Origin of the sequence: Thioalkalivibrio sp. ALE14 (genome assembly GCF_000376845.1) — a bacterium.
In the GTDB taxonomy this organism is placed as follows: domain Bacteria; phylum Pseudomonadota; class Gammaproteobacteria; order Ectothiorhodospirales; family Ectothiorhodospiraceae; genus Thioalkalivibrio.
Window position 1 is genome coordinate 340,059 of record NZ_AQXY01000031.1, and the last position, 24,733, is coordinate 364,791.

Annotated in this window: 21 protein-coding genes and 3 pseudogenes; 9 read left to right on the plus strand and 15 right to left on the minus strand. The window is 65.6% G+C overall.

Annotation, left to right across the window (positions count from 1 at the left end; all coding sequences use genetic code 11):
- Positions 1-32: 32 nt before the first annotated feature.
- Positions 33-2,090, minus strand: a complete 2,058-nt coding sequence (locus F572_RS0114530) for a sodium-translocating pyrophosphatase (RefSeq protein ID WP_017941050.1) — start codon at positions 2,088-2,090, stop codon at positions 33-35.
- 464 nt (positions 2,091-2,554) lie between these two features.
- Between F572_RS0114530 and F572_RS0114535 the strand changes: the two genes are divergently transcribed.
- Positions 2,555-3,103: an HIT family protein gene (locus F572_RS0114535; RefSeq protein ID WP_017941049.1), complete on the plus strand. Its 549-nt coding sequence runs from the start codon at positions 2,555-2,557 to the stop codon at positions 3,101-3,103.
- Between the two features lie 96 nt (positions 3,104-3,199).
- On the opposite strand, the gene F572_RS0114540 is transcribed toward F572_RS0114535, so the two are convergent.
- Positions 3,200-3,910 carry a DUF3012 domain-containing protein gene (locus tag F572_RS0114540; RefSeq protein ID WP_017941048.1) on the minus strand — a complete coding sequence of 237 codons (711 nt, stop codon included), beginning with the start codon at positions 3,908-3,910 and terminating at the stop codon, positions 3,200-3,202.
- Positions 3,911-4,258: 348 nt separating this feature from the next.
- Here F572_RS0114540 and F572_RS0114545 point away from each other — a divergent pair, with 348 nt between their 5' ends.
- On the plus strand, positions 4,259-4,732 hold the full coding sequence (locus F572_RS0114545) for an SgcJ/EcaC family oxidoreductase (RefSeq protein WP_026142917.1): 474 nt from the start codon (positions 4,259-4,261) through the stop codon (positions 4,730-4,732).
- A 307-nt stretch (positions 4,733-5,039) separates the two neighbouring features.
- Positions 5,040-6,314: a hypothetical protein gene (locus tag F572_RS0114550; RefSeq protein WP_017941046.1), complete on the plus strand. Its 1,275-nt coding sequence runs from the start codon at positions 5,040-5,042 to the stop codon at positions 6,312-6,314.
- Between the two features lie 64 nt (positions 6,315-6,378).
- Here F572_RS0114550 and F572_RS16085 read toward each other — a convergent pair.
- A pseudogene (locus F572_RS16085) lies at positions 6,379-6,788 on the minus strand (hypothetical protein); the annotation flags it as partial.
- A 342-nt stretch (positions 6,789-7,130) separates the two neighbouring features.
- Between F572_RS16085 and F572_RS0114555 the strand changes: the two are divergent.
- Entirely contained in the window at positions 7,131-8,264 is a 1,134-nt protein-coding gene (locus F572_RS0114555; protein ID WP_017941045.1) for a hypothetical protein, read from the plus strand.
- Between the two features lie 46 nt (positions 8,265-8,310).
- Here F572_RS0114555 and F572_RS0114560 read toward each other — a convergent pair whose 3' ends face one another.
- Complete coding sequence (locus tag F572_RS0114560) at positions 8,311-9,741, minus strand: PLP-dependent aminotransferase family protein (RefSeq protein ID WP_017941044.1); 1,431 nt, start codon at positions 9,739-9,741, stop codon at positions 8,311-8,313.
- A 153-nt stretch (positions 9,742-9,894) separates the two neighbouring features.
- On the opposite strand from F572_RS0114560, the gene F572_RS0114565 reads away from it, so the two are divergent.
- A complete protein-coding gene (locus F572_RS0114565) occupies positions 9,895-10,665 on the plus strand; it encodes a bifunctional 2-polyprenyl-6-hydroxyphenol methylase/3-demethylubiquinol 3-O-methyltransferase UbiG (protein WP_017941043.1) in 771 nt (256 codons plus the stop codon).
- Positions 10,666-10,953: 288 nt separating this feature from the next.
- Positions 10,954-11,157: a hypothetical protein gene (locus F572_RS0114570; RefSeq protein WP_231291094.1), complete on the plus strand. Its 204-nt coding sequence runs from the start codon at positions 10,954-10,956 to the stop codon at positions 11,155-11,157.
- A gap of 93 nt (positions 11,158-11,250) precedes the next feature.
- Here F572_RS0114570 and F572_RS14850 read toward each other — a convergent pair.
- From F572_RS14850 to F572_RS0114605, 7 genes and pseudogenes are all read right to left on the minus strand, one after another.
- Positions 11,251-11,502, minus strand: a pseudogene (locus tag F572_RS14850) (DUF188 domain-containing protein); the annotation flags it as partial.
- Between the two features lie 188 nt (positions 11,503-11,690).
- Positions 11,691-12,110: a CBS domain-containing protein gene (locus F572_RS0114580; protein ID WP_017941040.1), complete on the minus strand. Its 420-nt coding sequence runs from the start codon at positions 12,108-12,110 to the stop codon at positions 11,691-11,693.
- A gap of 132 nt (positions 12,111-12,242) precedes the next feature.
- A complete protein-coding gene (locus tag F572_RS0114585; protein ID WP_017941039.1) occupies positions 12,243-13,367 on the minus strand; it encodes a site-2 protease family protein in 1,125 nt (374 codons plus the stop codon).
- 246 nt (positions 13,368-13,613) lie between these two features.
- Complete coding sequence (locus tag F572_RS0114590) at positions 13,614-16,301, minus strand: AMP-binding protein (RefSeq protein WP_017941038.1); 2,688 nt, start codon at positions 16,299-16,301, stop codon at positions 13,614-13,616.
- A 343-nt stretch (positions 16,302-16,644) separates the two neighbouring features.
- The gene (locus F572_RS0114595) at positions 16,645-16,977 is read right to left on the minus strand and encodes an antibiotic biosynthesis monooxygenase (RefSeq protein WP_017941037.1); all 333 of its coding nucleotides are present in this window, start codon (positions 16,975-16,977) and stop codon (positions 16,645-16,647) included.
- A 56-nt stretch (positions 16,978-17,033) separates the two neighbouring features.
- On the minus strand, positions 17,034-17,354 hold the full coding sequence (locus tag F572_RS0114600) for a hypothetical protein (protein WP_017941036.1): 321 nt from the start codon (positions 17,352-17,354) through the stop codon (positions 17,034-17,036).
- Positions 17,355-17,554: 200 nt separating this feature from the next.
- A complete protein-coding gene (locus F572_RS0114605; protein ID WP_017941035.1) occupies positions 17,555-18,130 on the minus strand; it encodes a TetR/AcrR family transcriptional regulator in 576 nt (191 codons plus the stop codon).
- Positions 18,131-18,292: 162 nt separating this feature from the next.
- On the opposite strand from F572_RS0114605, the gene F572_RS0114610 reads away from it, so the two are divergent.
- Entirely contained in the window at positions 18,293-19,117 is an 825-nt protein-coding gene (locus F572_RS0114610) for a class I SAM-dependent methyltransferase (RefSeq protein ID WP_017941034.1), read from the plus strand.
- Between the two features lie 358 nt (positions 19,118-19,475).
- Here the strand turns inward: F572_RS0114610 and F572_RS0114615 are convergent, their stop codons facing one another.
- Positions 19,476-20,162, minus strand: coding sequence for a BON domain-containing protein (locus tag F572_RS0114615; protein WP_231291093.1), 687 nt, complete (start codon positions 20,160-20,162; stop codon positions 19,476-19,478).
- Positions 20,163-20,538: 376 nt separating this feature from the next.
- On the opposite strand from F572_RS0114615, the gene F572_RS0114620 reads away from it, so the two are divergent.
- The gene (locus F572_RS0114620) at positions 20,539-20,988 is read left to right on the plus strand and encodes a CBS domain-containing protein (protein WP_017941032.1); all 450 of its coding nucleotides are present in this window, start codon (positions 20,539-20,541) and stop codon (positions 20,986-20,988) included.
- 205 nt (positions 20,989-21,193) lie between these two features.
- Here F572_RS0114620 and F572_RS0114625 read toward each other — a convergent pair whose 3' ends face one another.
- Positions 21,194-21,823, minus strand: a complete 630-nt coding sequence (locus F572_RS0114625; protein ID WP_018158516.1) for a hypothetical protein — start codon at positions 21,821-21,823, stop codon at positions 21,194-21,196.
- Between the two features lie 164 nt (positions 21,824-21,987).
- Positions 21,988-22,809: an alpha/beta fold hydrolase gene (locus F572_RS0114630; RefSeq protein WP_017941030.1), complete on the minus strand. Its 822-nt coding sequence runs from the start codon at positions 22,807-22,809 to the stop codon at positions 21,988-21,990.
- 666 nt (positions 22,810-23,475) lie between these two features.
- Here F572_RS0114630 and F572_RS15555 point away from each other — a divergent pair.
- Positions 23,476-24,588 carry a PAS domain S-box protein gene (locus F572_RS15555; RefSeq protein ID WP_196793997.1) on the plus strand — a complete coding sequence of 371 codons (1,113 nt, stop codon included), beginning with the start codon at positions 23,476-23,478 and terminating at the stop codon, positions 24,586-24,588.
- Here F572_RS15555 and F572_RS15995 read toward each other — a convergent pair.
- Positions 24,477-24,733: pseudogene (locus tag F572_RS15995) on the minus strand (IS256 family transposase); the annotation flags it as partial. The gene F572_RS15555 and the pseudogene F572_RS15995 overlap by 112 nt on opposite strands.

Consider the following 24,733-nt stretch of genomic DNA (forward strand, 5'->3'; position numbering starts at 1 on the left):
GCATGTCGATTCTCCTTTCGGTTCGCGGCGCCCTACAGAACGGGCACGAGCAGCAGCGCCATGATGTTGATGACCTTGATCAGCGGGTTGATGGCGGGCCCCGAGGTGTCCTTGTAGGGGTCGCCGACCGTGTCGCCGGTCACCGCGGCGTGATGGGCCTCGGACCCCTTCCCGCCGTGATTGCCGTCCTCGATGTACTTCTTCGCGTTATCCCACGCCCCGCCACCAGCGGTCTGGGAGATCGCCACGAACAGCCCGGTCACGATGGTCCCGATCAGCAAACCGCCCAGGGCCTCCGTGCCCAGGAACACGCCCACCACGACCGGCACCAGCACGGGAAGCAGTGACGGCACGATCATTTCGCGGATCGCGGCGCTGGTCAGCATATCCACCGCCCGGGTGTAGTCCGGCTTGGTGGTGCCTTCCATGATCCCGCTGATCTCGCGGAACTGACGCCGCACCTCGTTCACGATGCCGGAGGCCGCGCGGCCCACCGACTCCATGGTCATCGACGCAAAGAGGTACGGGATCAGGCCGCCGATAAACAGGCCCACGATCACGTTCGGATTGCTCAGCGCGAAGTCGGGTGCGCTTCCGGTGTGCAGGATCAGCTCGTGCGTGTAATCGGCAAAAAGCACCAGGGCCGCGAGCCCGGCCGAACCGATCGCGTAGCCCTTGGTCACGGCCTTGGTCGTGTTGCCCACCGAGTCCAGCGCATCGGTGGTCTCGCGCACTTCGGGCGGCAGATCCGCCATCTCCGCAATCCCACCGGCGTTGTCCGTGATCGGACCATAGGCATCCATCGCCACGATGATCCCGGTCATCGACAGCATCGTGGTTGCCGCGATGGCGATGCCGTACAAGCCGCCAAAGGCATACGCCACCAGGATCGCCGCGCACACCGCCAGCACCGGAGCGGCAGTGGCCTTCATCGACAGCGCCAGGCCGGCAATGATGTTGGTCGCGTGGCCGGTGGTGGAGGCCTCGGCCAGATGCCGTACAGGCCGGAACGACGTGGAGGTGTAGTAGTCCGTCACGACCATGATGACGCCGGTCAACGCCAGCCCCACCAGGGCCGCGCCATACAGACGCAGGGCCGCACCCTCCTCGATGCCCATGCTGCTGGCCAGTGCACCGTCCGGCACCAGGGCCAGGGTAATGGGCAAAAACGCCACCGCGGCCAGACCACCGGATACGATCAGCCCCTTGTAGAGTCCACGGATAATCTCGGAACCCTGACGGGCCTTGACCGCGAAGGTGCCCACGATCGAGGCCAGGATCGCCCCGCCCCCCAGCACCAGCGGGTACACCGCCGCCATCAGCCCGAGATCGGGAACCAGCAGCGTCCCGAGGATCATGGTCGCGATAATGGTCACCGCGTAGGTCTCGAACAGGTCCGCCGCCATCCCGGCGCAGTCGCCCACGTTGTCACCCACGTTGTCGGCAATCACCGCCGGGTTGCGCGGGTCATCCTCCGGAATACCCGCCTCCACCTTGCCGACCAGGTCCGCACCGACATCCGCGCCCTTGGTGAAGATGCCGCCGCCGACCCGCGCGAAGATGGAGATCAGCGAGCCCCCGAGGGCCAGCCCGACCAGCGGCGCAAGGCCGACATCACCGCCCTCCGGCGTGAGCCACCAGAGCACCGCAAAGTAGCCTGCAACCCCCAGCAGTCCGAGTCCGACCACCAGCAGGCCGGTCACCGCGCCGCCGCGGAAGGCCACATCCATTGCGGCCTCCAGGCTGGACTTGGCGGCTGCCGCCGTCCGTACATTCGCCCGTACCGCCACGTGCATGCCAATGAAGCCGGCCGCCCCGGAGAGCACGGCCCCGATCAGAAACCCCATCGCGGACCCGATGCCGATCACCAGCCAAAGGCCGACGAACAGGACAAAGCCCACCACCGCGATGGTGGTGTACTGCCGTTTCATGTAGGCCGAGGCGCCCTCCTGGATCGCGCGTGCAATACGCCGCATCTCGTCGGTGCCCTCCGATCGCGAAAGCACCCAGCGGATGGAAAACAGACCATAGGCCAGCGCGGCAACGCCGCACAGCAGCGCAAACACGAGGCCGAAAAATGACATGGACATGGACTCCCCCTTCGATACGTCTGACACAAAACTCCGGCGCGTCGAGCACCCGCGACGGCCGACCGGCAAGCGGTCGACATGGCGCGGCCGCCCGGCGCGAACCCGGGCATCCGGTTTGTGCTGCCCGATCGCGCCTCTGCGCGACCATCGAGGCGTGCGGCTTCCACCAGCGCGCGTACAGCCTCGACAAACGTATCGGGGGATGGTCGGTCGGCCCCAGGAACCTTCGATGGCCGAACCGCAAAAACCCCTTACAATGCTGGGGAACTTACGTGGTGCGATACCACGCGTCAAGCCATGCTTCAACCATGGCCATCGGAATCTGTATCGAGAATGCAGTTCAGGCAGAACGGATTCCCGTACACTTCAACCGCCGTAAGCACCGGCGCGGATGCGCCCGCCCGGAAATCGCGTAAAATCCGGTGCTTCCAACCCGACGCAAGCCCTCACCCACAGGCCATCCCATGACCAGTACCGAACCAGCCAGCCAGGACTGCTACTTCTGCCGGGTTTCCGCCGGACTGGCCGACCCGCTGATCTACGAGAACCGCTCGTTCGTCGCCCTGTTCGACACCAACCCGGTCAACCCGGGGCATGCGCTGGTCATCCCCAGGCGGCACGTCGTCTCCCTGTTCGACCTCGACACAACCGAACAGTCGGACTACTTCGATGCCATTTACGGAGTGCGCCAGGTGATCGAAAAGACCGACCTCGAGGCGCTTTATAACGAAATGCTGGGCCGCGACTACCTGCGCCAACGACCGAAGGACCACATCGAAGCCGTGCTGGAGCTCCCGTTCCTGGGCAATCCGCCCGACGCCTACACCGTGGGCAACAACGATGGCCGGGCCGCGGGTCGGAGCATCGACCACCTGCACGTGATCCTGCTGCCGCGCTTTGAGGGCGACGTGGAAGACCCGAGGGGCGGCATCCGGAACGTCATCCCGGACCGGGCCCAATACCACCGCCAGCCGAAACGGCAAGCCAACCGAAGCGGTAGCCAACGGGCGTAACGACACGCGGACACCGCCACGGGTCCGTGCTCGAATGGATCAGACCGCGTGTGCCCCGCCGCTCCGGACGTCCGGATCCGCCGCGGGCATCACCCTTCAACCGCCCGTACAGTGGTTGGCAAAGGCGAACGCATCGTTCATGGTCCATTGGGCTTGCGGCGTATTCGCCATCCGTTCGCACCAGGCCGGCGTTCCCGCCGGCGCCGCCTCGACCGGTGTGGGCTCCGGCGCCATCAGGCGGTCCAGCGCCACCACGCGCTCGTCCTGCATCACGGCCTCGACGCTCGCCCCGAACTCGATCATCCCGTCGAGCACCACCTGCCCTTGTTCAGGGTTCCGCATCATCAGGCTCTCGAGCTGCTGACCCACCCGTTCCGTCGCCCGATCGAACCGCATCCCCGCGGCCTCCAGCCTGCCCGATTCGGCCAGCAGCGCTTCCACCTCCTGGTCCAGAACGGCTCGTTCCGCGGTATCGAGCGACGCCAGATGGGTCTCCGCCCACGCGATCATCTCGTCCATCTGGGCAACCGTCCGGGCGGTATATTCCTCCGCCAGGCGACGCCCCAGTTCATCGGCCGCCGGCTGGCCATCAATGGCCTGAAGCCGATCACCAATCTCCTCGAACAACGCGGCCTGATCGTGGAGGTTCTGTACCACCCGCTCCTCGACCCGCCTTGCATCCACCGCCGGGCGTTCGGCGGCAACGGGCGCGGCACCCCCATCGGCATCCGCAGACGGGTCTGAACCACAACCCAACGGCAACAGGGTCATCAGCGCCGCAAGCGCCAACCATTTCGGAATACTCATAGCTTCAGCCCTCCGTACAAGGGGCTGTCGGGCGGCGGGTGGAGTCAACGCGTCGTCCGGCGGATAGGCCACGGAAACCGGGCCTGCGGATCAAGAGGCGGGCAGATGCGGCGCGGGCAAACCCTGTCGGACAAGGCTTCACGCTCGATCCGCCCGGAACACTCCACAAAACGAGTATAGATTGCCGGGGCCGGTACGTAGCGCAAGCCCGCCGGCCACGCGAACCGCCCGGCTCCGACCTTGCGTTGTGACCCGCCCCGCAAGGCCCCGTGGCGCCCGACGACTGGAACTCGGCCCGACTCTCCTGTACACAGGTGGCGCCTGTCATAACCAACGCCCGGAGCTTGCATGTCCAGGAAACCGTTTCTCTTGATCACCCTGCCACTGGCCGTACTGATGACGGCCCCCGCCTGGGCCGACCATGACGAGATCCAGCGTATCCTGGAGGCCAAGGCGGACGCGTGGCAGGCCGGCGACGGCGACGCCTGGGCCCGCGACTACGCAGAGGATTCGGGGGTGGTCAATCTGGTTGGCACACGCTTCGAAGACCGCTCGAGCAACGCCGAACGCCATACCGCCCTGCTGCAGGGCCCGTTCGCCGGAACGTCGCTGAGCGTCGATGTTCAGGACATCACCCGGCTCGCCGACGACCTCGCCTTCGCCGAGGTCATGTTCCGGGTCTCCGGCATCGAATCCATGCCAGAGGGCCTTCCGGACCGGGGCAACGGCGAACTGCACACCCGCATGAGCTTCCTGTTCGAGCACCACGACCACCACGGCTGGCAGATCCGCTTCGGACAGAACACCGCCGTGCACCCATAGGCGGCCCCGTCCGGGGGGACCGGGAACCCCCACCGGCAATCCCCTGCCGGTCACCGTCACGAGTGACCGGCCCGAGGTCGCCCGGCCGATCATGGCGGCTCATCCGATGCGGGTCAGACCACCGTCCCGGCCACACGTCCAGCCGTCCCCTCCCCGTCCATCGACACCGCACCGAAGCCCCCCTTGGCGGTTACCGGCCGGGGCGACAGCACCCCCCCGGTTATGGTTATCTTGTGGCTGCGAAACAGGGAGTTCCGCTTCCGGCCCCGAAACGGGCGTGCCGGAATCGCAATGACAGGGAGAGAACATGCCAGGGAAGGGGATCGTAGGCGGCCTCGTGGTAGCCGCCGCCGCTATCGGGTACTACCACTACGAGATCCATCAGGTGGAGCAGAAGCTCGGCGACATGGTCGAGCAACTGCAACCACTGGGCAGGCTGCATTACACCAACGTCCGGATCGGCCTGGGGGGCGACCTGCACGTAAACGGGTTGCTGTTCGAGCCCCACAACACGGCCGTCGGCCGCATACGGGCAGAACGCATCACCCTGGAAGCCGGAAACCTCTGGCGACTCGCCCGGCTGCGACACACGCTGGATCGCCGTCGCCTGCCCCGACAACTCGGATTCTCGGTCAACGGACTCACACTGCCGGCCGGCCTCACCCAGGGTGCGCCGGGCGACGTGCCCGCCCTGTCGCTCGATACTGCCGGCTGCGGGACCTATCAGGGCGCCCCGCCCGACGCGCTGATATCCGCCCTTGGCTATCGCGACATCCCGCTGGATTTCTCGGTCCGGTATCAACTGGAGGAGGCCCGCGACCGCCTGACCGTGCAAAGCACGTTAGGCATGGGCCCACTGGCGCTTGGCACCTCCACCAGCGAGTTTTCGATCCAGGCCCGCTCGAATCGGGCCCAGGATCTTGCACCCGCACTGATGACTGCCTCGCTGGACTCGCTGACCGTGCGCTACGAGGACCGAGGCTATTACCCCGCGTTGATGGAGTTCTGCGCCGCCGAGACGGACATGACCGTCGCGGCGTACACCGAGCATCACACGGCCCACTGGGTCGAGGCCTGGCGCCCCTTCGGCCTGCAGCCGGCCCCCGCCATGGTCGACGCCTACGAACACTTCCTCGACAACCCCGGCGAGCTGTCGCTGCACATCGGCCCGATCGACAACCCGATGCTGCTCTGGGCGAACATCGACTCCCCAGGCCAGCTGCTGCGCCAGGTCGAAAACCGCCTGAGCGTGGCAGGCAAACACTTCGGCCGCGTGGATATGCGCCCGGTTTCCCCCGCCCCGGCCAGGACGGCCACGGGGACCGGCACCACCTGGAACCTCACACCGCCCGCTCCGACCCCGGAAGCCGAGCCATCCCCCTCCCCGACCATCGCACTGGAGGCCCTGGACAACCACATCGGCCACAGCATCCGCATCACCCTCGCCGACGGGCGCGCACGCAATGGCCAACTGCAGGCCATCGAAGAGGGCCGGATCCGCCTGCGCCGGCGCATCGGCAACGGCTACATGGAAGCGCCCATCGCCCTGTCCGCGATCGCCGAGGTACACCGCCTCCGCTGAAGCCTCCACCCCTGCCCGGTGACGTCGGCGTCGTCACCGGGCAATCTCCACGCCCGGCTATCGATCAGAGGCGCGGATTCCGCCGTCCCAGATTCCCGACATCCCGCGGCTTGCTGGGCGAGCCGAACAACGTGGCGAGCACCATTCGAGCGGGAATCGCGACCAACACCGCCCCTAGTAGCAGCATGCCGTCGACCATCCAGCCATTTTCAAACCAGGACACGATCGGAGTTTCCAAGTCTTTCCGACAGACCAAGCCCCAGTAATACCGCGCCCGGCGGATGCACCAGGCCAGCCCGCCGCATCACCCGCGTCCGAAGGGCCTCCCTCCGCCCCCGGGGCAGCATGGTGCGCCTGCTGCGATCCAGCACCCTGCGCAGCGGCATCCGTCACCTGCGGGTCGCGCGACCCGGCGCCAATTTCCTCGGTGAGAGACTGGGCTGGGTATCGCCGCACGAACATCCACGCCAGCCCCAGCGCCGGATCAAAACAAAGAAATCATGGGTGTCCTCTTCTCTCCGCCCGGGCAGGCTTCGAGCATGGGTCAAGAAAATCATGGTTGTCCTCTGCTTGCGGTCCTGGCGATGCTGTCACTCCTTCCCGATCTCTCGGGAGGTATCACGAAATCGCAACGGATCGCGCGAGCCGTCATCCGGCCTTTCCATTGACGCTAGACCGCTTTCCGCGAATGCTCAAGCGGCCCCGCCCCAGGTGTCCTGGTTTCACCTGGTCCATCCGAATTCTCGACACAAACGGAAAAGCAATAGCTTTGTCACATCGACCGGACTGGTACAGCTCATCCGACGGGAGAAGCGCATGCTTCGCATCGCAGCGGTGTTGCTGAGCCTGGTGTTGCTGGGCCTCGTGCTGCTTGCCGGCTACATCGGCGCCCAAAGTTTGGAGGCGACGCGCGTGCTCCAGGACATCGAGGCCGGCGCGGGCCCGAGCGCGCTGAAGGACCGCACGCCCGAACCCACGCGCGAAACGCTTACGCTAGAGACAGAAGAAGGAAATATCGCGGCCGACCTCTATCACCCCCGGCAGGATGTGGGAGCCCGCATCGTCCTCGTTCCGGGCTTCACGCCACAGGGCAAGGACGACCTCCGGCTGGTGCAACTCGCCACTACGCTGGCGCGGGCACGCTTCCTGGTGCTGGTGCCCGACCTGCAGGGCACGAAAGACCTCAGTGTGCGCCCCGAGGATGCCGCTGCCATCGGTGATGCCGCGGCCCTTCTGTCCCGTCTGGATGTGGAGCGCGCAGCCGATGAACAAGACGTGGGGGTCGCGGCGATCTCTTATGCCGTGGGCCTGGCGGTGCTCGCAACGCTAACGCCCGAGGGCGAGGAGGCCATCGACTTCCTGGTCGGGATCGGGGGCTACTACGACACGGAGAACGTCATTACCTTCGCCACCACCGGGGGCTTCCAGGCGCCCGGGTCGGACCACTGGCAGACGCGGATGCCCGATCCGCTGGCGAAGTGGATCTTCCTGCGCGGCAACCTGCACGTGCTCGATAGGCGCGAAGACCGCGCCATACTCGAAGAGATCGCCCGCCGCCGCATCACCGACCCGGAGGCCGCCATCGACGACGTGGCCGACGCACTCGGGGACGAGGGGCAAAGCCTGCTGGCGCTCATCCTGAACGACGACCGCGAACGCGTGCCGGAGCTCCTGGGCGATCTGCCGGCCAGCGCGTGGCAGGCCATCGAAACCCTGTCCCTCGCCGGCCGCGATCTCTCGCACCTTTCCGACCGCGTCCTGCTGATCCACGGCCGGGACGACGCCATGATCCCGCACACCGAAAGCGAGCGCCTCGCCCGTGCCATCGGCGAGGCCGACCTGCACTTGATCGACGGCTTTTCCCACATCGACCCGCAAGGCGTGGGGCTTATCGGCCAGTGGCAGCTCATCCGCGCAGTGGCGGACCTGATCGCGCGGCGGTCGAATTGACCCTGTGGATGGTAACGAGGTCCGCCCCGATATCCGTTGCTGGGTGTCAGACAGCGGCTTCCCGGGCCATTGCGCCAAGACGAGCCAGAGCGCGTTCGAGCCTCGCATCCCAGGGCTGGGCACAGTTCAGGCGCACGTGGTGACGGAATTTTCCGGAAGGCGAAAAAAGTGGGCCCGGCGCGATACTGATCCCCTCGTCCAGCGCTCGGCGGTAAAGCGCCAGCGCATCCACTGCCTCCGGGAGCTCCAGCCAGAGTACGAAACCACCCGTGGGCCGGGTCTGGCGTGTCCCGGGCGGGAAATACCGGGCCACCGCCCGGCTCACACGATCCACCGCGCGGGCGTAGTCTCCCCGCACTCGGCGCAGGTAGCGATCATAGCCGCCGCGCTCCAGAAAATCGGCCACCGCGAACCCCGGCCAGGCGGGCGTGGAAGAGCTGCCGGAGTACTTGAGGTACTCCACCCGGTCACGGAAGCGCCCGGGCACCGCCCACCCGACCCGCAACCCTGGCGACAGGGTCTTGGAGAAAGAGCCGCAGTAGAGCACCCCGCCCCGGGTCTCGAACGCCCGTGCCGCCCACGGCCGGGGCGCCTCGAAGGCCAGATCTCCGTACACGTCGTCCTCGATCAGAGGCACGCCGCGGTCCTCCAGTAGCTCCACCAGAGCACGCTTGCGCTCGTCGCTGGCGCGATGCCCCAGTGGATTGCCAAAGTTTGGCATCAGCAAGGCGGCCTTCACCGGCCATTGATCCAGCGCCAGGGCCATGGCCTCGGGCGCAATGCCTTCGTCCGGATCGGTTGGGATCTCCAGTGCCCGCAACCCCAGGGCCTCGATCGCCTGCAGCAGGCCGTAGAAGGTGGGCGACTCGATCGCCACCACGTCACCGGGCTCCGTCACCGCCCGCAACGAGAGCGCCAGCGCTTCCTGCGCACCATTGGTGACGACCACCTCCTCCGGCGTGATCTGGCAACCGGCATCCGCCATACGCCGCGCAATCTGCTGGCGCAGCTCGTACGGCCCGGGCGGAAACGCGTAATCCAGCTCCCGACCACCCCAGCGCGCCGGGACCCCGGCAAAGGCTCGCCGCAGACCGCGCGCGGGCAGGAAATCCGAGTGTGGAACCGCGGCACCCAGCTGGACCATGCCGGGCTCCCCGGCCGCCTGAACCACCCGCAGCACCAGCGCCTGACTGGTCACCGGCACCGGTTCATTAGCGGGACTGGAGGGCGCCGGACGCTCCGGTGGTTCCCAGGGGTGACGACGCACGTAATAGCCCGAACGGGGCCGGGCCTCGATCAGGCCGCGGTCCTCCAGCAGATGTTCGGCGGCCACCACCGTGGACACACTCACCCCGAACTGGGCCGCGAGCTTACGGACCCCGGGCAACCGGTCACCGGGCCCGTGAACGCCCGCCTCGATCGCCGCCTCAAGCGCCCTGGCCACGGCCTCGTAGCGATGCCCCACCGGCCCTTCCATCACAGTTACCTCCCGAAGCGACCGGCACAGTTATGAAAACTGCGTATCTGTACCGGTTCATTCGCAACTCTACTGCATCTGTATGGATGGGCAGGCCCCACGTAGGCTGTATCGGTATCAGCGGCGCGCTGCCGCGCAACCAAGGAGCACTGCATGAGTATTCAGAACCTCGACACCGGGAACCAGTATGGCCAGTACACCGCCGACTTTGTCGACTACTGGGACGACCTGGTCGGCTGGGAAGGCCGCACGGAATCCGAAGGCGGTTTCTACGAGCGGCTGGTGAAGAACGCCGGCGGCCGCGAAGTCGCCGACGTCGCCTGCGGCACCGGCTTCAACGCGATCAACCTGGCCCGTTCCGGTCTCGTCGTCACCGCCACCGACGGTTCCGAGAACATGCTGGCCAAAACGCGCGAAAACGCGCAGCGCCTCGGGGTCACCTTTGCCCACACCCAGGTGGCGGACTGGGTACAGCTGGACCGGCAATTGGGCGAAGAGCGCTTCGACGCGCTGGTGTGCCTGGGCAACTCGTTTACCCACCTGTTCGACCACGAGGCCCGACGCGACGCGATGCACGCCTTCTTCCGGGCGCTGCGTCCCGGCGGAATGATCATCCTGGATCACCGCAACTACGATTCGATGCTCGACAACGGCTTCAGCTCGACACACCAGCACTACTACACTGGCAAGGGCGTGGATGCCTATCCCGGCGAACTCAACCGCCAGCTCGCGCGTTTCGAGTACAAGTTCCCGGATGGGGCTCACTTCCAGCTCAACATGTATCCGCTGCGCCAGGACTACGTCTCCCACCTGCTGGAAGACGCGGGCTTCATTAACGTTTCCCGCTTCGGCGACTTCGCCAGCCCCTACGAGCGCGACAACGTCGACTTCATCCAGCAGGTTGCCTACCGCCCACGCAGCTAATTCCCGGCGGCACCGCCACCCCCTACCGGGACCCCACCCGCCCCGGGCCGCACAGGCGGCTCGGGGCTTTCGGCCGTTTCGGCGTTCGGGGAAGCCGCCACGACGACGAGCGCGCATTCACCGCGCCCCGGCCGCAGGCATTCGATATCCCGCATCCCGGAAAGTGACCCCGCCGGGGTCAAACCTTGCCCTTTGCCTCCCAGCCAGCTCCACGCTTCAAGGTTTTCCGCTCTTCGCCGTTACCCGGGGTGAGTCACCCAATCACCCCGACGCGAAGGTGGGTTGCCTGTGCGAACGAACCGCCACTTCCCGGAGGCTGCGGACCTGTTGCAGGTTTCCCTGCCGCATGCCAGGGCCTCCTCCAATTCCAGTGACGTCTCCCGCCGCTCGGAGTACCGGACCGAACGTTCCAGGACGTGTAGCCTGGCCGACGCGGAACTCCTGCGACTGGCCACGGAGACCCTGCAACTGATCCGCCAGCTGCGGATTTGAGCCACTCTGGCTTACCCCAACCCCCTGCGTCGACCGGTGATCATCCGCCGGGAAGAAGCGCGTTGATGTACGTGCCAGTCCGCCTGCCGCAGGCTACTTCGCGTTCTGCGCGAGCCAGCGGTCCAGGGCATTGCCGAAGGCCTGACGGTCGCGCGGGCCCATGGCCGCGGGGCCGCCGGTCTCGACCCCGCTGGAGCGCAGGGTGTCCATGAAATCGCGCATGCTGAGGCGTTCGCGGATGTTGTCGCGGGTGTAAAGCTCCCCGCGCGGGTTCAGCGCCTGACCGCCCTTCTCGATCACCTCCGCGGCCAGCGGGATGTCGGCGGTAATGGTGACCCCGCCGGGGTCAAACCTTGCCTTTTGCCCTCCGCCGGAAACTTGCAGAGGCAAAAGGCAAGCTCTGAGCCCATAGCTCACCAGGTGGCGTGACCCAAACCAACGAGTCTCGGGCAAACCCGGGGCGGTTCAGTGTCCGAAATCGCCTGACCACTACACCTCTTCTTTTGTTTTTCCACACGTCGTCGCGCCACGCGTCATGCGGCGGGCGCGCCTCCTCCGCGGACGAGCTCGGTCAGCGCATTCAGGGCGTCGCTGGCCGTGAAGATCCCCAGGAACCGGCCATCTTCATCGTTGACGATCACGCTGCCCACCTTGTTTTCCGACATTGCATACGCCACCTGGTCCAGAGGCGTGGTCGCCGTCACCGTCAGCGGGTCGGCCGCCATGATGTCGGAGGCCCGCACCTGATTGATCTCGGTGAGCGGCAAGCCCAGAACCACGCGGACCTCGCGGTCACTGACCAGCCCCACCACCGACTCACCGCGCACGACCGGAAGATGGCGCACGCCATGCCGCTCCATCAACGCCCGCAGCTCGTCGATCGCCATATCTTCGTTGGCAGTGACGGGGTCGGGGGTGGTGAACTCCTCCACCGGTACATTCATCGACGTCATGTCCAGCACTCCTTTGATTGCTGCAGCCCACGGTATCAGATACACGCGAGCGTATCGGGCCCGGCCCTTCCCAAGGTGATGCGTCCCTGTGCAGTTGGCCTTCCATGGCTGCCCCCCTTTGTCTCCCTGGTTCTAGCGCTTGACCTCCATGTGGATCTCGATGGTGCGCAGGAGCTTCTGGCGGTCGATCCAGCCAATGGCCCGGCCGGATGCCTCCAGCACCGGGATCTGGTTGAGGTTGTGCTCACTCATGAGCTGCAGGATCTCCTCGGCCTGCGTATCCGGCGCAACCTGTCTCAGCGAATCCGCGGGGGTCATGATGTCGGCGATCCGGGTGGTCGCCCACCGCTCCCGCGGCACCTTGCGGCTGTCGCTCAAGGTCACCAGCCCCTGCACCCGCTCTGGCTCGCCGACCAGAAAGGAGCGGCGCCCATCCGGCAGGACGCCCTGGTCGATCCACTCCTGGATGGACGCATCCGGGCTGACGAAGGGCGGCTCCGGATCGGCCAGATCCCGCGCGCGGACACCCGCCAGCCGGTCGCGCATCTCGTACATCCGCCCCTGCCCTTCGGCCATGGTCAGCAGGAACCAGGCGATCAGCATGATCCAGACGCCGCCGATCAGGTTGCCGATCACTACGAGATTCCAGAAACCGAAGCCGAACAGGAGGAACGCCACCATCCGTCCGCCCCAGACTGCGGCCGCCACCGCCTTGCGCGGGTCGCCGGTGATCTTCCACACCAGCGCCCGGAACACCCGTCCCCCGTCCAGCGGAAAACCGGGGATGAGGTTGAATACCGCCACCACCAGATTGATGAACGCCAGCCAGCCCAGCGCCACCGACACCGGCTCGTACCAACCGGAGGCGATCTGCGCGAGCCCCCCGAAGGTCAGCGCCAGGCCCACACTGACTGCTGGCCCGGCAATCGCGATCCAGAACTCGTCGTCCGCGCGCTCGGCGTCCCTTCCCATCTGGGCCAGCCCGCCGAAGATGAACAAGGTGATCGATTCCACCGGCACACCCCGTCGGATGGCCACCACGCTGTGGCCCAGCTCATGGGCCAGAATGGAGGCAAAGAACAACAGGGCCGTCACCACCGCGGTACCCACCACCATCGGCAGCGTCCACTCCGGAAACTGGTAGTGGAAGCCGGTGCTCATGGTCGCCAGCAGTAGCAGGAGGATGAACACCCAGCTCACGTGGATCTGGATGCGGATACCGCTGATGTGGCCGAGGACCAGGACCGTCTTGAACATACTTCCGCTCCTTGCAAGGGGGAGCGGCCCCGTATCGAACAGCCAGGACCACCTGACATCCATTATGTGGCCCCGCGGCACCGCCCGCACAGGAGAGAGACCCCCGACGCCGGGTTCAGACCTTGCCTTGTGCTCACAAAAACCGGACGGGGAAAAGGCAAGGGCTGAAGGTAGACCCCATTTTCTTGCGCGGGACCCCGACGTGTGCGCGGAAACCTGGTCCGGCCCCGTCAGACCGTCAACAAATCAGGAGTGTCCTTTTCTTCGCGTGTCTTCGGCCGCGGGGTCTCCTCCCAGGTCCCCGAGTGCTGCCTGAAGGGTCTGCACGATCTCGCGCTCATCCTTGCCGTAGGCATCAACCGAAATCGGCTCGCCAATGACCACGCGCACCTTCTTGCCAGGCCGCGGGAACACCCGGCCCGGGGCCATAACCTCGCGGGTGCCCTCGATCCATACCGGCACCACGGGCACGGGCTGTGCTGCGAGCACCAGCCCAATGCCGGGCCGCAGGCGCTGGAGATCACCGTCCGGGGAACGCTGCCCTTCCGGAAACCAGACCAGGCTGTGGCCACGCTGCACCGTCGCAGCGGCCTGCAGGAGACTGCGCCGCGGTGCCGCGGCGGGATCGACCGGCAGAATACGCGCAATGCGACTGAACGCGCGGGAGAACCGGTTGGAAAACAGATAGGCCTCCAGACCCGCCCAGTACAGCGCCTCCAGCTGCCGCGTGCTGAACGCCGGCAGCAACGCCAGCGGGTCCACGAAGCTCAGATGGCGCGGCGCAATGATATGGGGACCCGCGTCTGGCCCCGGGAGACGGCCCCGCACCTCCACGCGCATCAACAGACGGGCCAGCAACCGCGTAGACCCAAGGAGCAGACGTCCGGCCACCCGGCCGGCCGATCCCGGCGGTTCCAGCGCCCTCTGCTGGACATCTTCAAGGAAAGCCTCGGGATCCTGGAGCTGCTGCTTGAGCTCCCCTCGCCCTTCCTTCGCCTCCGCGGCTCCGGCCGCCTCCTTCAGCAGGTCACGCACCGTTTCCACGCGCTCGATCGCCGAATCGTCGAGGTCGATGGCGGCGCGATCCTCCAGCGCAAGCGTCAGATCCACCCAGTTGAGCGAATCGATCCCGAGTTCGTCTGCCAGCATGCTGTCCGGCGTCAGACGCAGGTCATGAAACCGTTCGGCAAGATAGGTCCATGTCTGCTCCGCCGCGGGATCCGAAAGCAGCTGCTGGTCTTCCGGCGCCCAGGATTCCGGCGAAACCGGCTCCGGCCGCGCCTCGGAAACGGTGTCCTCCCGACCCAGCTCCTCGAACAGCTCTTCCAGCTTGTGCCGACGCAACTTGCCCAGACGCGTGCGCGGCAACGGGTCGAGCGCAACGCGCACCGTGCCCGGGCGATGATGGCTTGGCAGTTCCTTCGCCGCCCGGTTCACCGCCTCCTTCAGGCGCTTCTCGAGATCGTCGCCGGTCACCTCGCGCAGCAGACCCGATTCGGGCACAACGACAGCGGCCAGGCGATCTTCGTGCGCCAGAACCCCGGCCTCGCGTACGTCGTCGATCATCTTCAACGCATCTTCCACCCGTTCCGGGTCAACGTTCTCGCCACCCGAGAGGACGATCATCGAAGATTCCCGCCCGTGCAGGTGCAGATAACCGTCATCGTCGATCTCGCCGGTATCGCCGGTGCGGTACCAGCCGTCTTCGTCCAGGGCTTCCTTGGTCTTGTCCGGCAGGTTCAGGTAGCCGGAGAACACGTTCGGCCCGCGCGCCATCACCTCGCCACGCCCGTCGCCAGACTGCGAATCGTCGATCTTGAGCTCGACCCCGGGCAACGGCAGACCGGCGGCCTCGATCTTGAGCCGATCCGGCGGGTTGTAGGTCAGGATCGGGGAGGTCTCGCTGAGGCCGTAGCCGGTCGCCACGTCCCAGCCCAGCGCCTGCAGGTTGCGCGCCAGCTCCGGATCGAGCGCCGACCCGCCAGCGACGACCAGCCGCAGGCGCGGGGCCAGGCGACTGTGCAGGCCCTTCAGCAGCCTCCGGCCGAGGTTGAGACCGAGCCGGCGGCGCGCCAGCCTGGAGACACCGATGATCCGCCGGAACACGAACGCCGCCAGCCCGCCGCGCCCCGCGACCCGATCTTCCAGGGCCTGCCACACGGCCTCGTACAACCGCGGCACCCCAAGCATCACCGTGGCCTCGCCCTCGCGAAGCGCGCGCACGATCTGCGGACCCACTAGCGAGAACGGCACGATGATCGTCGCGCCCAGGGTCAGCGGAATCAGGATGCCCACGGTAAATGGATACACGTGGTGAAACGGTAGGGGCACCAGCACCCGATCGCGATCGTCCGCGAGCTCCTGGTCGCACAACGCCTCCACGTTGCTGCTCAGGTTGGCATGCGTCAGCGGTACGCCCTTCGGCGGCCCCGTAGTACCAGAGGTATAGAAGATCGCCGCGATATCATCCGGGCCCGCCACCGGGTCTGCCGGCTCCTTCGCAAGAAGCCCCTCCCAGGAATCCGCAGCATCGGCGTCCGCATCGAACAGGTAGGTGCGTACCTCGCCGAGGGCCTCGGGGAGCCGGTCCCTGAGCTTCGTGGTGGTGAAGATGAACCGCGGTGCGGAATCCGAAATCGCGTGGTCCAGGTCCTCGCGCGGCATCTGGGTATCCAGGGGCACCAGGACCGCACCGGCATTCATCACGCCCAGAGCCGACACCACCCACTCGGCGCTGTTGGGAGCCAGGATAAGGACCCGGTCGCCCTGCTCGACTCCGGCCTGCTGCAGCCCGGCCGCCAGGCGCCCCGCCCGTTCGAGCAGTTCCCCCCGCGAGAGGGCATCGGAGCCATCGCGGCTCATGGAGACGACCGCGTCCTGGTCCTCGCGAACGGAACGGGAAGACAGCAGTTCCCCGATGGTTTGCGCGCTCATCCTGAAATCTCCCGTACCAGAGCCTGCTCGCCCCGTCAGGCCGTGAGGCGGCGGCACGGCAGCTTCGCCAGCAGCGCCTCGCGGCGTCCATCACTGTATCGAGGCATGATTCGCCGTCTCTGTCATCCCCTCGAGTCTGGGAGCATAGAACACAGAGGAGGATCTCGAGTTTCACAATCCCCGTTCTTGCTGGGCTGACGTGGGCGCCAGGTCCTCAAAGCCCCCGCGCCTTGAGGGCCTGACAGAACAAGCAATCACGGGTGTCCTCTTCCCATCGGGGTTAGCGGGCATCCCGACCGATCTCCATCGGGCCCAGACCTCAGGCATCCCCACGACCGAAGCGTCAGCGAATACTCGTGTCGTCCTTTCCGGGTGGGTCGACGCGCCATTCGGCGTCCGCGAATTCGCCAACGACCCGCACGTCCACGCACGCCGCCTGCTCTGCGATGATGCGGCGCACATTCTCCGGCTGGTGCGCCTCCATCGCATCGCGCTGATCCTTCGATTCCCAGTGCGCGATAGCCAGAAGTACGTGCGGGTCGCCAATCTTCCGGTGCAGCCGGGTGCCACGGGCGCCGGGGGCCTGCTGGATGATGCGGCTGGCCCGCAGCCAGGCATCGGCGTACTGCTCGGCGGAACAGCCCGGTCGGAGGTGGATCTCGAACACGAAGATCATCCGCTTCCCTTCACTGCGGCGGGCCCTGCCGGTACCCGCCCTGCGCCCTGCAGCGCTCAGTCGTGGAAAATGATGCGGGCGCAGGAGGGGTCAGTATCAATACGAGAGCTGGAATACTCGCAGGCGTCCGCGATGTCCTTCAGCCTTGGCATGTCGTTGAGCTCGGCCAGCTTCCGTAGCAGGCCACTGCCTTCGCAGTTACGCTGCATCCCGCTGTCCGGGTCAGCGGTGCACCCGAACTCGCTGCCATCCACCGACCAGTCCATACCCGATGGCATCATCAACACCACCGGCTCCTCGTGCATCACCTGGAACTTCACCCGTGCCGCGTTCTGTCCGTCCTGCCAGTCCACGGTCGGGAGGTTATCGCTGGCCATGAGTCACTCCTTTCCGGTATCCCGGGCAGTCTCACGAGGCCGTTATGGATCGCGTGTGGCATTCCCCGGTCTTCCCTCTGACGCTAGACCGCCTTCCGACAGTGCACAAGCAGCGCCACCCCATTGTCGGGCCTCGCGAGCTCATTTCGAGACGCAATAATCATGTCTGTCGCCTTTCTATCCCCTGGCTACGGCAACGTTTACGACCGCATTGCGTTTTCGATCAGCGCTGCCATCTCGTTGCCAACATCTGCGATGGTGGTGGTGTTCCGTTCGCTGCGGGCAAGGATCAATGCCCCTTCCAGACTGGAGATGATGGTCCGGGCCAGGGTGACGGCTCGCGCCGGCCTGATACCCGCCGCTACGAGCGCATCCCGATACATCGCCATCCATTCCTCGAAGCTGGCCTGACAGGCTTCCGCGAGCGCGGACTCCTCCTCCGGCATATCCAGCACGATGGGCGCTACCGGACATCCGAACGCGTAGCCGGACTCGCTCATCTCGCCCGCCGCCGCCTGAAAGAACCTGCGAATACCCTCAGCCGGGCCATTGGCGGCTTCCAGACAGCCCCGCAGGACCCGGCTGGCCTCCTCTACGCCGGCGCGCACCGCTTCCAGAACAAGGTCCGTCTTCCCGCCGGGAAAGTGAAAATAGAGCGATCCACGCGGCGCGCCACTGGCCTCGAGGATATCGTTCAGGCTCACACCATGGAGGCCGCGCGCCTGGATCAGGCGGGCGGTTGCCTCAATCATCCGCGTACGCGTGTCGGTTGCCATGCCGTTTTTCTACCATCCTTGACGAACTATGACGATCGGTCTACATACTCATACGAGCGCTCGCGTCACCGATTGGCCGAGGGGCAGGGATCATCCCGCCATGCGTCAACCGACCTCGGTGGACCGATACCACCGGCATGCCCACGAATCCGGGAGGCCACCATGAACCAACAGGCCACTCAGCCCGCCGCCATCAAGCCGCATCACGAATTCGCCGCCCAGATATGGGATCGCGGCGGACCGGACTACGACAACATCAGCTTCGGTGTCTCGGATGCCCTCGCCCATGCCGCCCAGCGGCTCAACCCACAGCCCGGCGACGAGGTCCTGGATGTGGCCACCGGCACCGGCTGGACAGCCCGCAATGTGGCGCGCTCCGGTGCTCGCGTCACCGGGACCGACATCGCCTCAAGCCTGTTACGGGCCGCTGACGCGTTGTCCGGGCACTTGCAGCCGGCCATCAGCTTCCAGCGAGCCGACGCCGAGGACCTCCCCTTCTCGGACGCCAGCTTCGACGGCGTGATCTCGACCTTCGGGGTCATGTTTGCGAGTGATCAGGCGCGGGCCGCCCGTGAACTGGGGCGCGTCTGCCGCAAGGGAGGCCGTCTGTCGCTGGCCGTCTGGGCCGCCGGCGGAACGGTCCAGGATTTCCTGGGCATCATTGGCCAGCACAGTGGCGCGCCTCCACCCGATCCGTCACCGCTGGCCTGGGGAGACCCCGACCATGTCCGAGACCTGCTGGGCGAGGACTTCGAGCTGTCGTTAGAGGAGGGCGTCAACCATCACTACTTCGACTCCGTCGACGATGCCTGGGCTTGGTATGCGCGTGGATTCGGGCCGATGAAGCAGGTCCTCCATGACCTGCCCGCGGACCGCCAAGCCGCGTTCCGCCACGATATCGACCACTATCACGGCAAGTTTGCCACCGACGCAGGTCTGCACATCCGCCGTGAATACCTGGTCATCATCGGGCGGCGCAAAGGCTGAATACGGCCGCCCCAACCCGTGCAATCGGTCTCTCGGTATCGCCCGGCAGCCGGGACATCGGGCTCAGACCCGGCCTTTTGATCCCCACGCCGCGCCCAGCGAGCAACCGGCAGGGCATGACCGTAACCAAAAACGTGGCTGTCCCCTTCGTCGCCTTCGCCGCCTCGCGGATTCATGGGCACGCTCACGCGTGAAGATTCACCCACCGTTATCGAGAAAACGCGGGGCCGGACCACGCTGACGGACTGACGCGACGCCGTCATGCCGCACCCATCCGGCCGGCAGGACGCTGCTCGCCCCGCTGTCCTCGCCCAGACCGTCGTGCACCCACCCGCTCGAGGGCCCAGCAGGCCGTGAATTACGGACGCACCTCGATCCGGCTGGTGACGTCGCGTACGCCGTCGATGCACCAGGCATCCAGAACGGCCGCCTGCTCCTCGGAGGCCGTCGTCACGAGCCCGTCCAGCGTCACGACCCCGCCGGCCGTGGACAGTCGCAGCTGTTCCGTGTGCACGGCCGGATCCTCTTCCAGGGCAATACGCAGGGCATCCGTGATCTCGTCGTCGGAATCGCCCTGCGGGGGCAGCACTTCCAGCTGGTTATCCACTGCCTCGCACCCGTGCACCCTCCAGGCCAGGCATTCCGCCAGCCGTCGATGCGACAGACTCTCGACCACCCCGTTCAGGGTCACGAGGCCCTCCTCCGCATAGACCTCGATCTGATAGCTGTCGGGTCCTGCGTCCTGCACGGTGTCGAATTTTGTTCCCGTGTGGGTCCGCAGCGAGTACCGAGCAAATACCGAATCCGCCGCCAGGCGCCTCACCAGTTCGTCGCGCAACTGACGATCCCCCATCCGTTCCCCGACGTCACGGCGCAGCCGGTCCTCGATCCGAGCGGAATCGCCGACGACTTCACGTGCCAGAACCCCGGCCCGGCGCTTCGCGGCGACATCCGCGACCGTCCCTTCCAGCACAAGGTGGTCATCGCGTACGCGCACCTTGATCGGATACTTGTGCAGATCAATCCACCGATCGCGTTCGAACACGGCCAATACCTTCGTAACCCATTCATTTCGATGTTCCGAACCCGTTTCGCTCATCGTATGACCCTCTTCGTTTGCCGGACATGACCGGCGTACCGCTCCCGCTTCATCCATAGATCAGAGTCTCGACCCAGGCAAGGCCGGAGACCAGGCCGCGCCACCTCATAGGATTCGGCATCGGCCCGGCGGCATGGAGGCCGACCCACTGAGCCGCAGCGACCGCCGCGCCCCCGGCGTCGGTTCTTTGACCACTGACCCGCGACAGCCTGTGGCCGCCGGGCCTGTCGCCTATATTCATGGGAAGCGGGTTGACCCGCACAACCGGGCCGGCGGGACGTCCGGAAGGACACTCCGGGGCCACGGGACCAGGAGGATGGGCATGCAAGTGGCCGAAGTCTGCAACCGCGAGGTGATCATCATTACGGGTGACGAATCCGTAAAGACGGCCGCCGACCTGATGCGAAACCACCACGTGGGGGACGTGGTCCTGGTGGAGGAACACGAAGGCCGGCGGGTCCCGACAGGCCTGATCACCGATCGCGATCTGGTGCTTGAGGTGATGGTGCCGGGGGTGGACCCCGAGACACTCGCGGTCCGCGATATCGTGACCCAGCCGCTGGTGGCGATCAGCGAAGGGGCCAGCCTGTTCGAAGCCCTGGAGCTAATGCGTGCCAAGGTGATTCGCAGGCTGCCCGTGGTTGATGCCGATGGCGCGCTGGTGGGAATTCTGGCAGTCGATGACGTGGTCGGCCTGCTCACCGAGATGCTCGGTCGGGTGGCCGGTGTCGTGGAGCTGCAACGCACCCGCGAGGGCCGCCGACGTCCCTGACCCGGTTGCGCCGCTGCTGCCTCGCGCTGTTGCACAGGGCCGCTCATACCCTACATCACGGAGAGGAACCCGATCCTGTTGCGGGGTCCCGGCATGACAGACGAAACACAGGGGGAAATCATGGGTGTCCCCTTCTTCCTGTCTTCCCTTCTTCCTGTCTTTACCCGGGAGCGGATGGAGATCGTCTTTGTGCTTTCGCAGCGAATCAGAGGCGTGGATTCCGCCGGCCCAGGCTCCCCGAATCTCCTGCCTTGGAGGACGGGCCGAACACCGTGGCGAGAATCATGCGCGTGGAGATCGCGATCAGCACCACCCCAAGTAGCAGCATGCCATCGACCACCCAGCCGTTCTCGAACCACGGCAGGAGCGGATCCGAATTTCCGAGTCGTTCCGCCAGACCGAGTCCCAGCAGCATCGCTCCCGGCGTATGCACCAGGACGGCAAGCCGCATCGCCCGCGACCGGCCATCCTGTCCCGGGTCCGCATCATTCCCTGGATGCGATTCGGACTCATGCCCTGCAACGTCGGTCACCAGAGGGTCCCACCCCGGGTTCACATTCGTCTCCTGCGTTGGCGATACGGACGGGTATCGCCGCAGGAACATCCGAGCAAGACCGACTGGAACGACCAAAAAGCTCAGTAACACTGCCACCAGCGCCATCCCCAACGACGGGTCGCCACCCGCGATGGCCCAGGTCACAAAGAAAGCCACGGCAGGGAGAATCAGTGTGGCAAGGGCGTACCCCAGCCGAGGCCCTAGTGCGGCCCGCCTGGCCATAAACAGGATTCCCAGTGCGACCACCACTGCGGGGATATACAGAATCAGTAAAACCATGCGCGCCTCCATGCGTCGCTTTTCACTACTATTGGCCCGAGTCCGATCAGGCCAACAATCCAGGGACAGAACCCGACCCCACAGCCCCTTCTATCAGCCGGTCCCGATATTTGCCAGCCAGTGCTCTCGCCGCTCGCGGTGTGTCCTCACCTGCTAGACCGTCGTCACGCCGCATTCTTGTAAACGAACGCCCTGACTGCCTCAACATACCGCTCCGGGTGTGTCACATGAGGTACGTGGCCAGCGCCCGACAAGGTAACGACCTCCCCCATCGGCAACGCGTCTGCGAGCTTGGCGACCACAGGTCCGAAGGTGGGTGGGCTCTGATCTCCCACGGTGAGAAGGGCTGGCCGCGAGAACCCCTTGATCCAGTCCAGATCGAAGGCAAACTGTTCCGGATCGTTTGATTCGTCGAGAAAAGTGGGCGCATTGTCGATCATGGTCTGCCGGAACTCCCACGGAAGCTGTGCCCAGGTGCCGGGGCCGAGCGCCACGGTCTCGACGAACTGCTCCGCGGCACCGGCATGATCGCCAGCCGCGATGCGCTCGACCACCGCACTGATCCGCCTCTCGGCGTCCCGGAGCGTCGGCGCCATGGCGGGATCATCTTCCAGCAACGAGAACAACGGCGGCTCGTGCCCGATCACCCCCCGGACCAGATCCGGCCGTTCGCCGGCCAACCGAAGCGTGATCGACGCACCAAAGGAGTTCCCCACCACCCATAGGGGCCCAAGTTCGAGATGCTCGATCAAGGCAACGAGGTCTGCGACATCCTCGCGAACGCTGCCTTGCGTGGCCGGCCGCTCGCTTTCGCCATGTCCGCGCCGGTCATAAGCGAGGACCCGGAATGAATCGGCCAGTAGCGGGACCACCGGCTCCCAGGTCCGGTGGGATACCCAGCTCCCGTGCACCAGCACGATGGGAATCTCGCCCGTGCCGGTGAGTTCATGGAAGAGGCGGACGTCGTTCACGGTTGCCAATGCCATTCCTGCCCCTCCTCGACCGGGACCTGCGAGCACCCGGAAACGCGCAGCCGGGCACCACCATCGATCCCCATAACCGTAACCTGGGGATACGCGGATTTACAGGCGTTTCCCTGCGGCACATGGATTGTGCCGCTGGCATCGACCACCGCAGGGGCAGTTGATTCCGGAGCAAGCTGCAAGCCCCTTCGCCAGTGCAAGGGCATACAAGACGATGCAGCGCCGCGCGCGCCGAGAAAGCCAGGATGGCTTGATTCAGCGCTTCCCTGGATGGATTCTGCACGCTTCCCGGCCCGCCCCGGCACGCGGTGGACGTCAGATGCCGGACACGCCCCGGCCGGTGATGGCGCTTCGCCCGTGGCATGGCTTCCCTCCCTGGAAGTCCTATTTCATGGCCGAAATGACCGCTCTAAGCTTGAATCGCGCCCTTTCTAGACCCGTTTCCCGCAGTTTTTCCGTCGGTTACCGAGGTCCGACCCCGTTATTGGCCCCGTTATTGGCCCCGTTATTGGATGGGCTGCGCGGATCTGGCTGTCCTCTACTTCGCCGCTCCCAGCCCACCGCTCACCAATCCGGCACCCTGCTATGCTCAGGGAAAGGACATGAAGCGGGACAGTGACCATGTTCTGTGACGGCAAGACCGGGAGCGGATCCCCAGCACCAGACGTCATGCCGATGGATCCGACAGCATTGGAATGGCTGGTGGAGCAGTTGCCACAAGCCGTTGTGGTGAGCGATGGCGAAGGGTTCATACGCCAGATCAATGCAAAGGCCCAGGCACTTTTCGGGTACATCGGAGAAGATGCCGTAGGGCATCCCGTGGAGCTCCTGGTTCCGGAACACTCGCAGCAATCCCACGAGGCATACCGCCGGAAGTACTTGAAGGCCCCTGCGGGGCGCCCCATGGGAAACGGCCGCAACCTTTGGGCTTTACACAGGGACGGACGGAAAATCCCCGTGGAGGTCGCGCTAACCCCCGTACGCCTGGACAACAGCTGGGCCATCATCGTCTCCCTCGTCGATCTCTCCGCGCATTACGAGCTGCAGCACAAGCTGCGTCAGGAACGCGATTTCAGCAACGCTGTGATCGACGGCCTGCCCGCCGTGTTCTATGTGCTGGATGATTCTGGCCGCTTCATCCGCTGGAACCACAACTTCAAGCGGGTGACCGGCCTGGGCGGCAGCGAACTGACTCGCATCAATGCCGTGGATCTCTTCGCCGGCGAGGATCAGCCTCGTGTGGCCCAGGCGATCAAGCGCGTCTTCGAAACCGGATCGGGCGACCTCGAGGCCGCCATGCGCGGTGCATCCGGGGCGTACATCCCGCACTACTTCACCGGTCTGCGGGTAGAACTCAACGGACAACCCTGTCTGACCGGGACCGGCATCGACATCTCTGCCCGCAAGCAGATCGAAGCCGAGCTGCATCATCAGGCCCACCATGACAGCCTGACCGGCCTCATGAACCGGAGGGCATTCGATGAGTTGTTGCCGCACGAAGTCGAACGCGCCCGCCGTTACGGGTCCCCGTTAAGCTTGATCATGTTTGATATCGACCACTTCAAGTCTGTCAACGACCGTCATGGACACGAGATCGGTGACCAAATCCTGTGCCAGGTAGCGGACACGCTGGAGTTATGGTCAAGTCTGGTGTATGAGCGATGGCAGGTTCAGGCGGCGCTCCGGTCGGTGATGGATGACTCCTCGTCGTTGGTCGGATCGGTCTGCTCGATGCCGTCGATGAACTTGACCCCGCGCTCAAGCTTGTCGAGCCATTCGTAACCCCGGAGCCGACGCCAGCGCTTCTGCGCGCTCTGACCGAGCTTGAACGTCAGGCTCAGGACGGTGTTGCGGGTCACGCAGCCCCGGGTCTTGTGGGTGCGCAGCCGCACGGTGGCGAAGGTCGATTCGATCGGGTTGGTGGACC

Coding starts and splice junctions, on each gene's coding strand:
- F572_RS0114530 (WP_017941050.1), bottom strand. CDS start 2,090: ATGTCCATGTCATTTTTCGGCCTCGTGTTTGCGCTGCTGTGCGGCGTT.
- F572_RS0114535 (WP_017941049.1), top strand. CDS start 2,555: ATGACCAGTACCGAACCAGCCAGCCAGGACTGCTACTTCTGCCGGGTT.
- F572_RS0114540 (WP_017941048.1), bottom strand. CDS start 3,910: ATGAGTATTCCGAAATGGTTGGCGCTTGCGGCGCTGATGACCCTGTTG.
- F572_RS0114545 (WP_026142917.1), top strand. CDS start 4,259: ATGTCCAGGAAACCGTTTCTCTTGATCACCCTGCCACTGGCCGTACTG.
- F572_RS0114550 (WP_017941046.1), top strand. CDS start 5,040: ATGCCAGGGAAGGGGATCGTAGGCGGCCTCGTGGTAGCCGCCGCCGCT.
- F572_RS0114555 (WP_017941045.1), top strand. CDS start 7,131: ATGCTTCGCATCGCAGCGGTGTTGCTGAGCCTGGTGTTGCTGGGCCTC.
- F572_RS0114560 (WP_017941044.1), bottom strand. CDS start 9,741: ATGGAAGGGCCGGTGGGGCATCGCTACGAGGCCGTGGCCAGGGCGCTT.
- F572_RS0114565 (WP_017941043.1), top strand. CDS start 9,895: ATGAGTATTCAGAACCTCGACACCGGGAACCAGTATGGCCAGTACACC.
- F572_RS0114580 (WP_017941040.1), bottom strand. CDS start 12,110: ATGACGTCGATGAATGTACCGGTGGAGGAGTTCACCACCCCCGACCCC.
- F572_RS0114585 (WP_017941039.1), bottom strand. CDS start 13,367: ATGTTCAAGACGGTCCTGGTCCTCGGCCACATCAGCGGTATCCGCATC.
- F572_RS0114590 (WP_017941038.1), bottom strand. CDS start 16,301: ATGAGCGCGCAAACCATCGGGGAACTGCTGTCTTCCCGTTCCGTTCGC.
- F572_RS0114595 (WP_017941037.1), bottom strand. CDS start 16,977: ATGATCTTCGTGTTCGAGATCCACCTCCGACCGGGCTGTTCCGCCGAG.
- F572_RS0114600 (WP_017941036.1), bottom strand. CDS start 17,354: ATGGCCAGCGATAACCTCCCGACCGTGGACTGGCAGGACGGACAGAAC.
- F572_RS0114605 (WP_017941035.1), bottom strand. CDS start 18,130: ATGGCAACCGACACGCGTACGCGGATGATTGAGGCAACCGCCCGCCTG.
- F572_RS0114610 (WP_017941034.1), top strand. CDS start 18,293: ATGAACCAACAGGCCACTCAGCCCGCCGCCATCAAGCCGCATCACGAA.
- F572_RS0114620 (WP_017941032.1), top strand. CDS start 20,539: ATGCAAGTGGCCGAAGTCTGCAACCGCGAGGTGATCATCATTACGGGT.
- F572_RS0114625 (WP_018158516.1), bottom strand. CDS start 21,823: ATGGTTTTACTGATTCTGTATATCCCCGCAGTGGTGGTCGCACTGGGA.
- F572_RS0114630 (WP_017941030.1), bottom strand. CDS start 22,809: ATGGCATTGGCAACCGTGAACGACGTCCGCCTCTTCCATGAACTCACC.
- F572_RS15555 (WP_196793997.1), top strand. CDS start 23,476: ATGCCGATGGATCCGACAGCATTGGAATGGCTGGTGGAGCAGTTGCCA.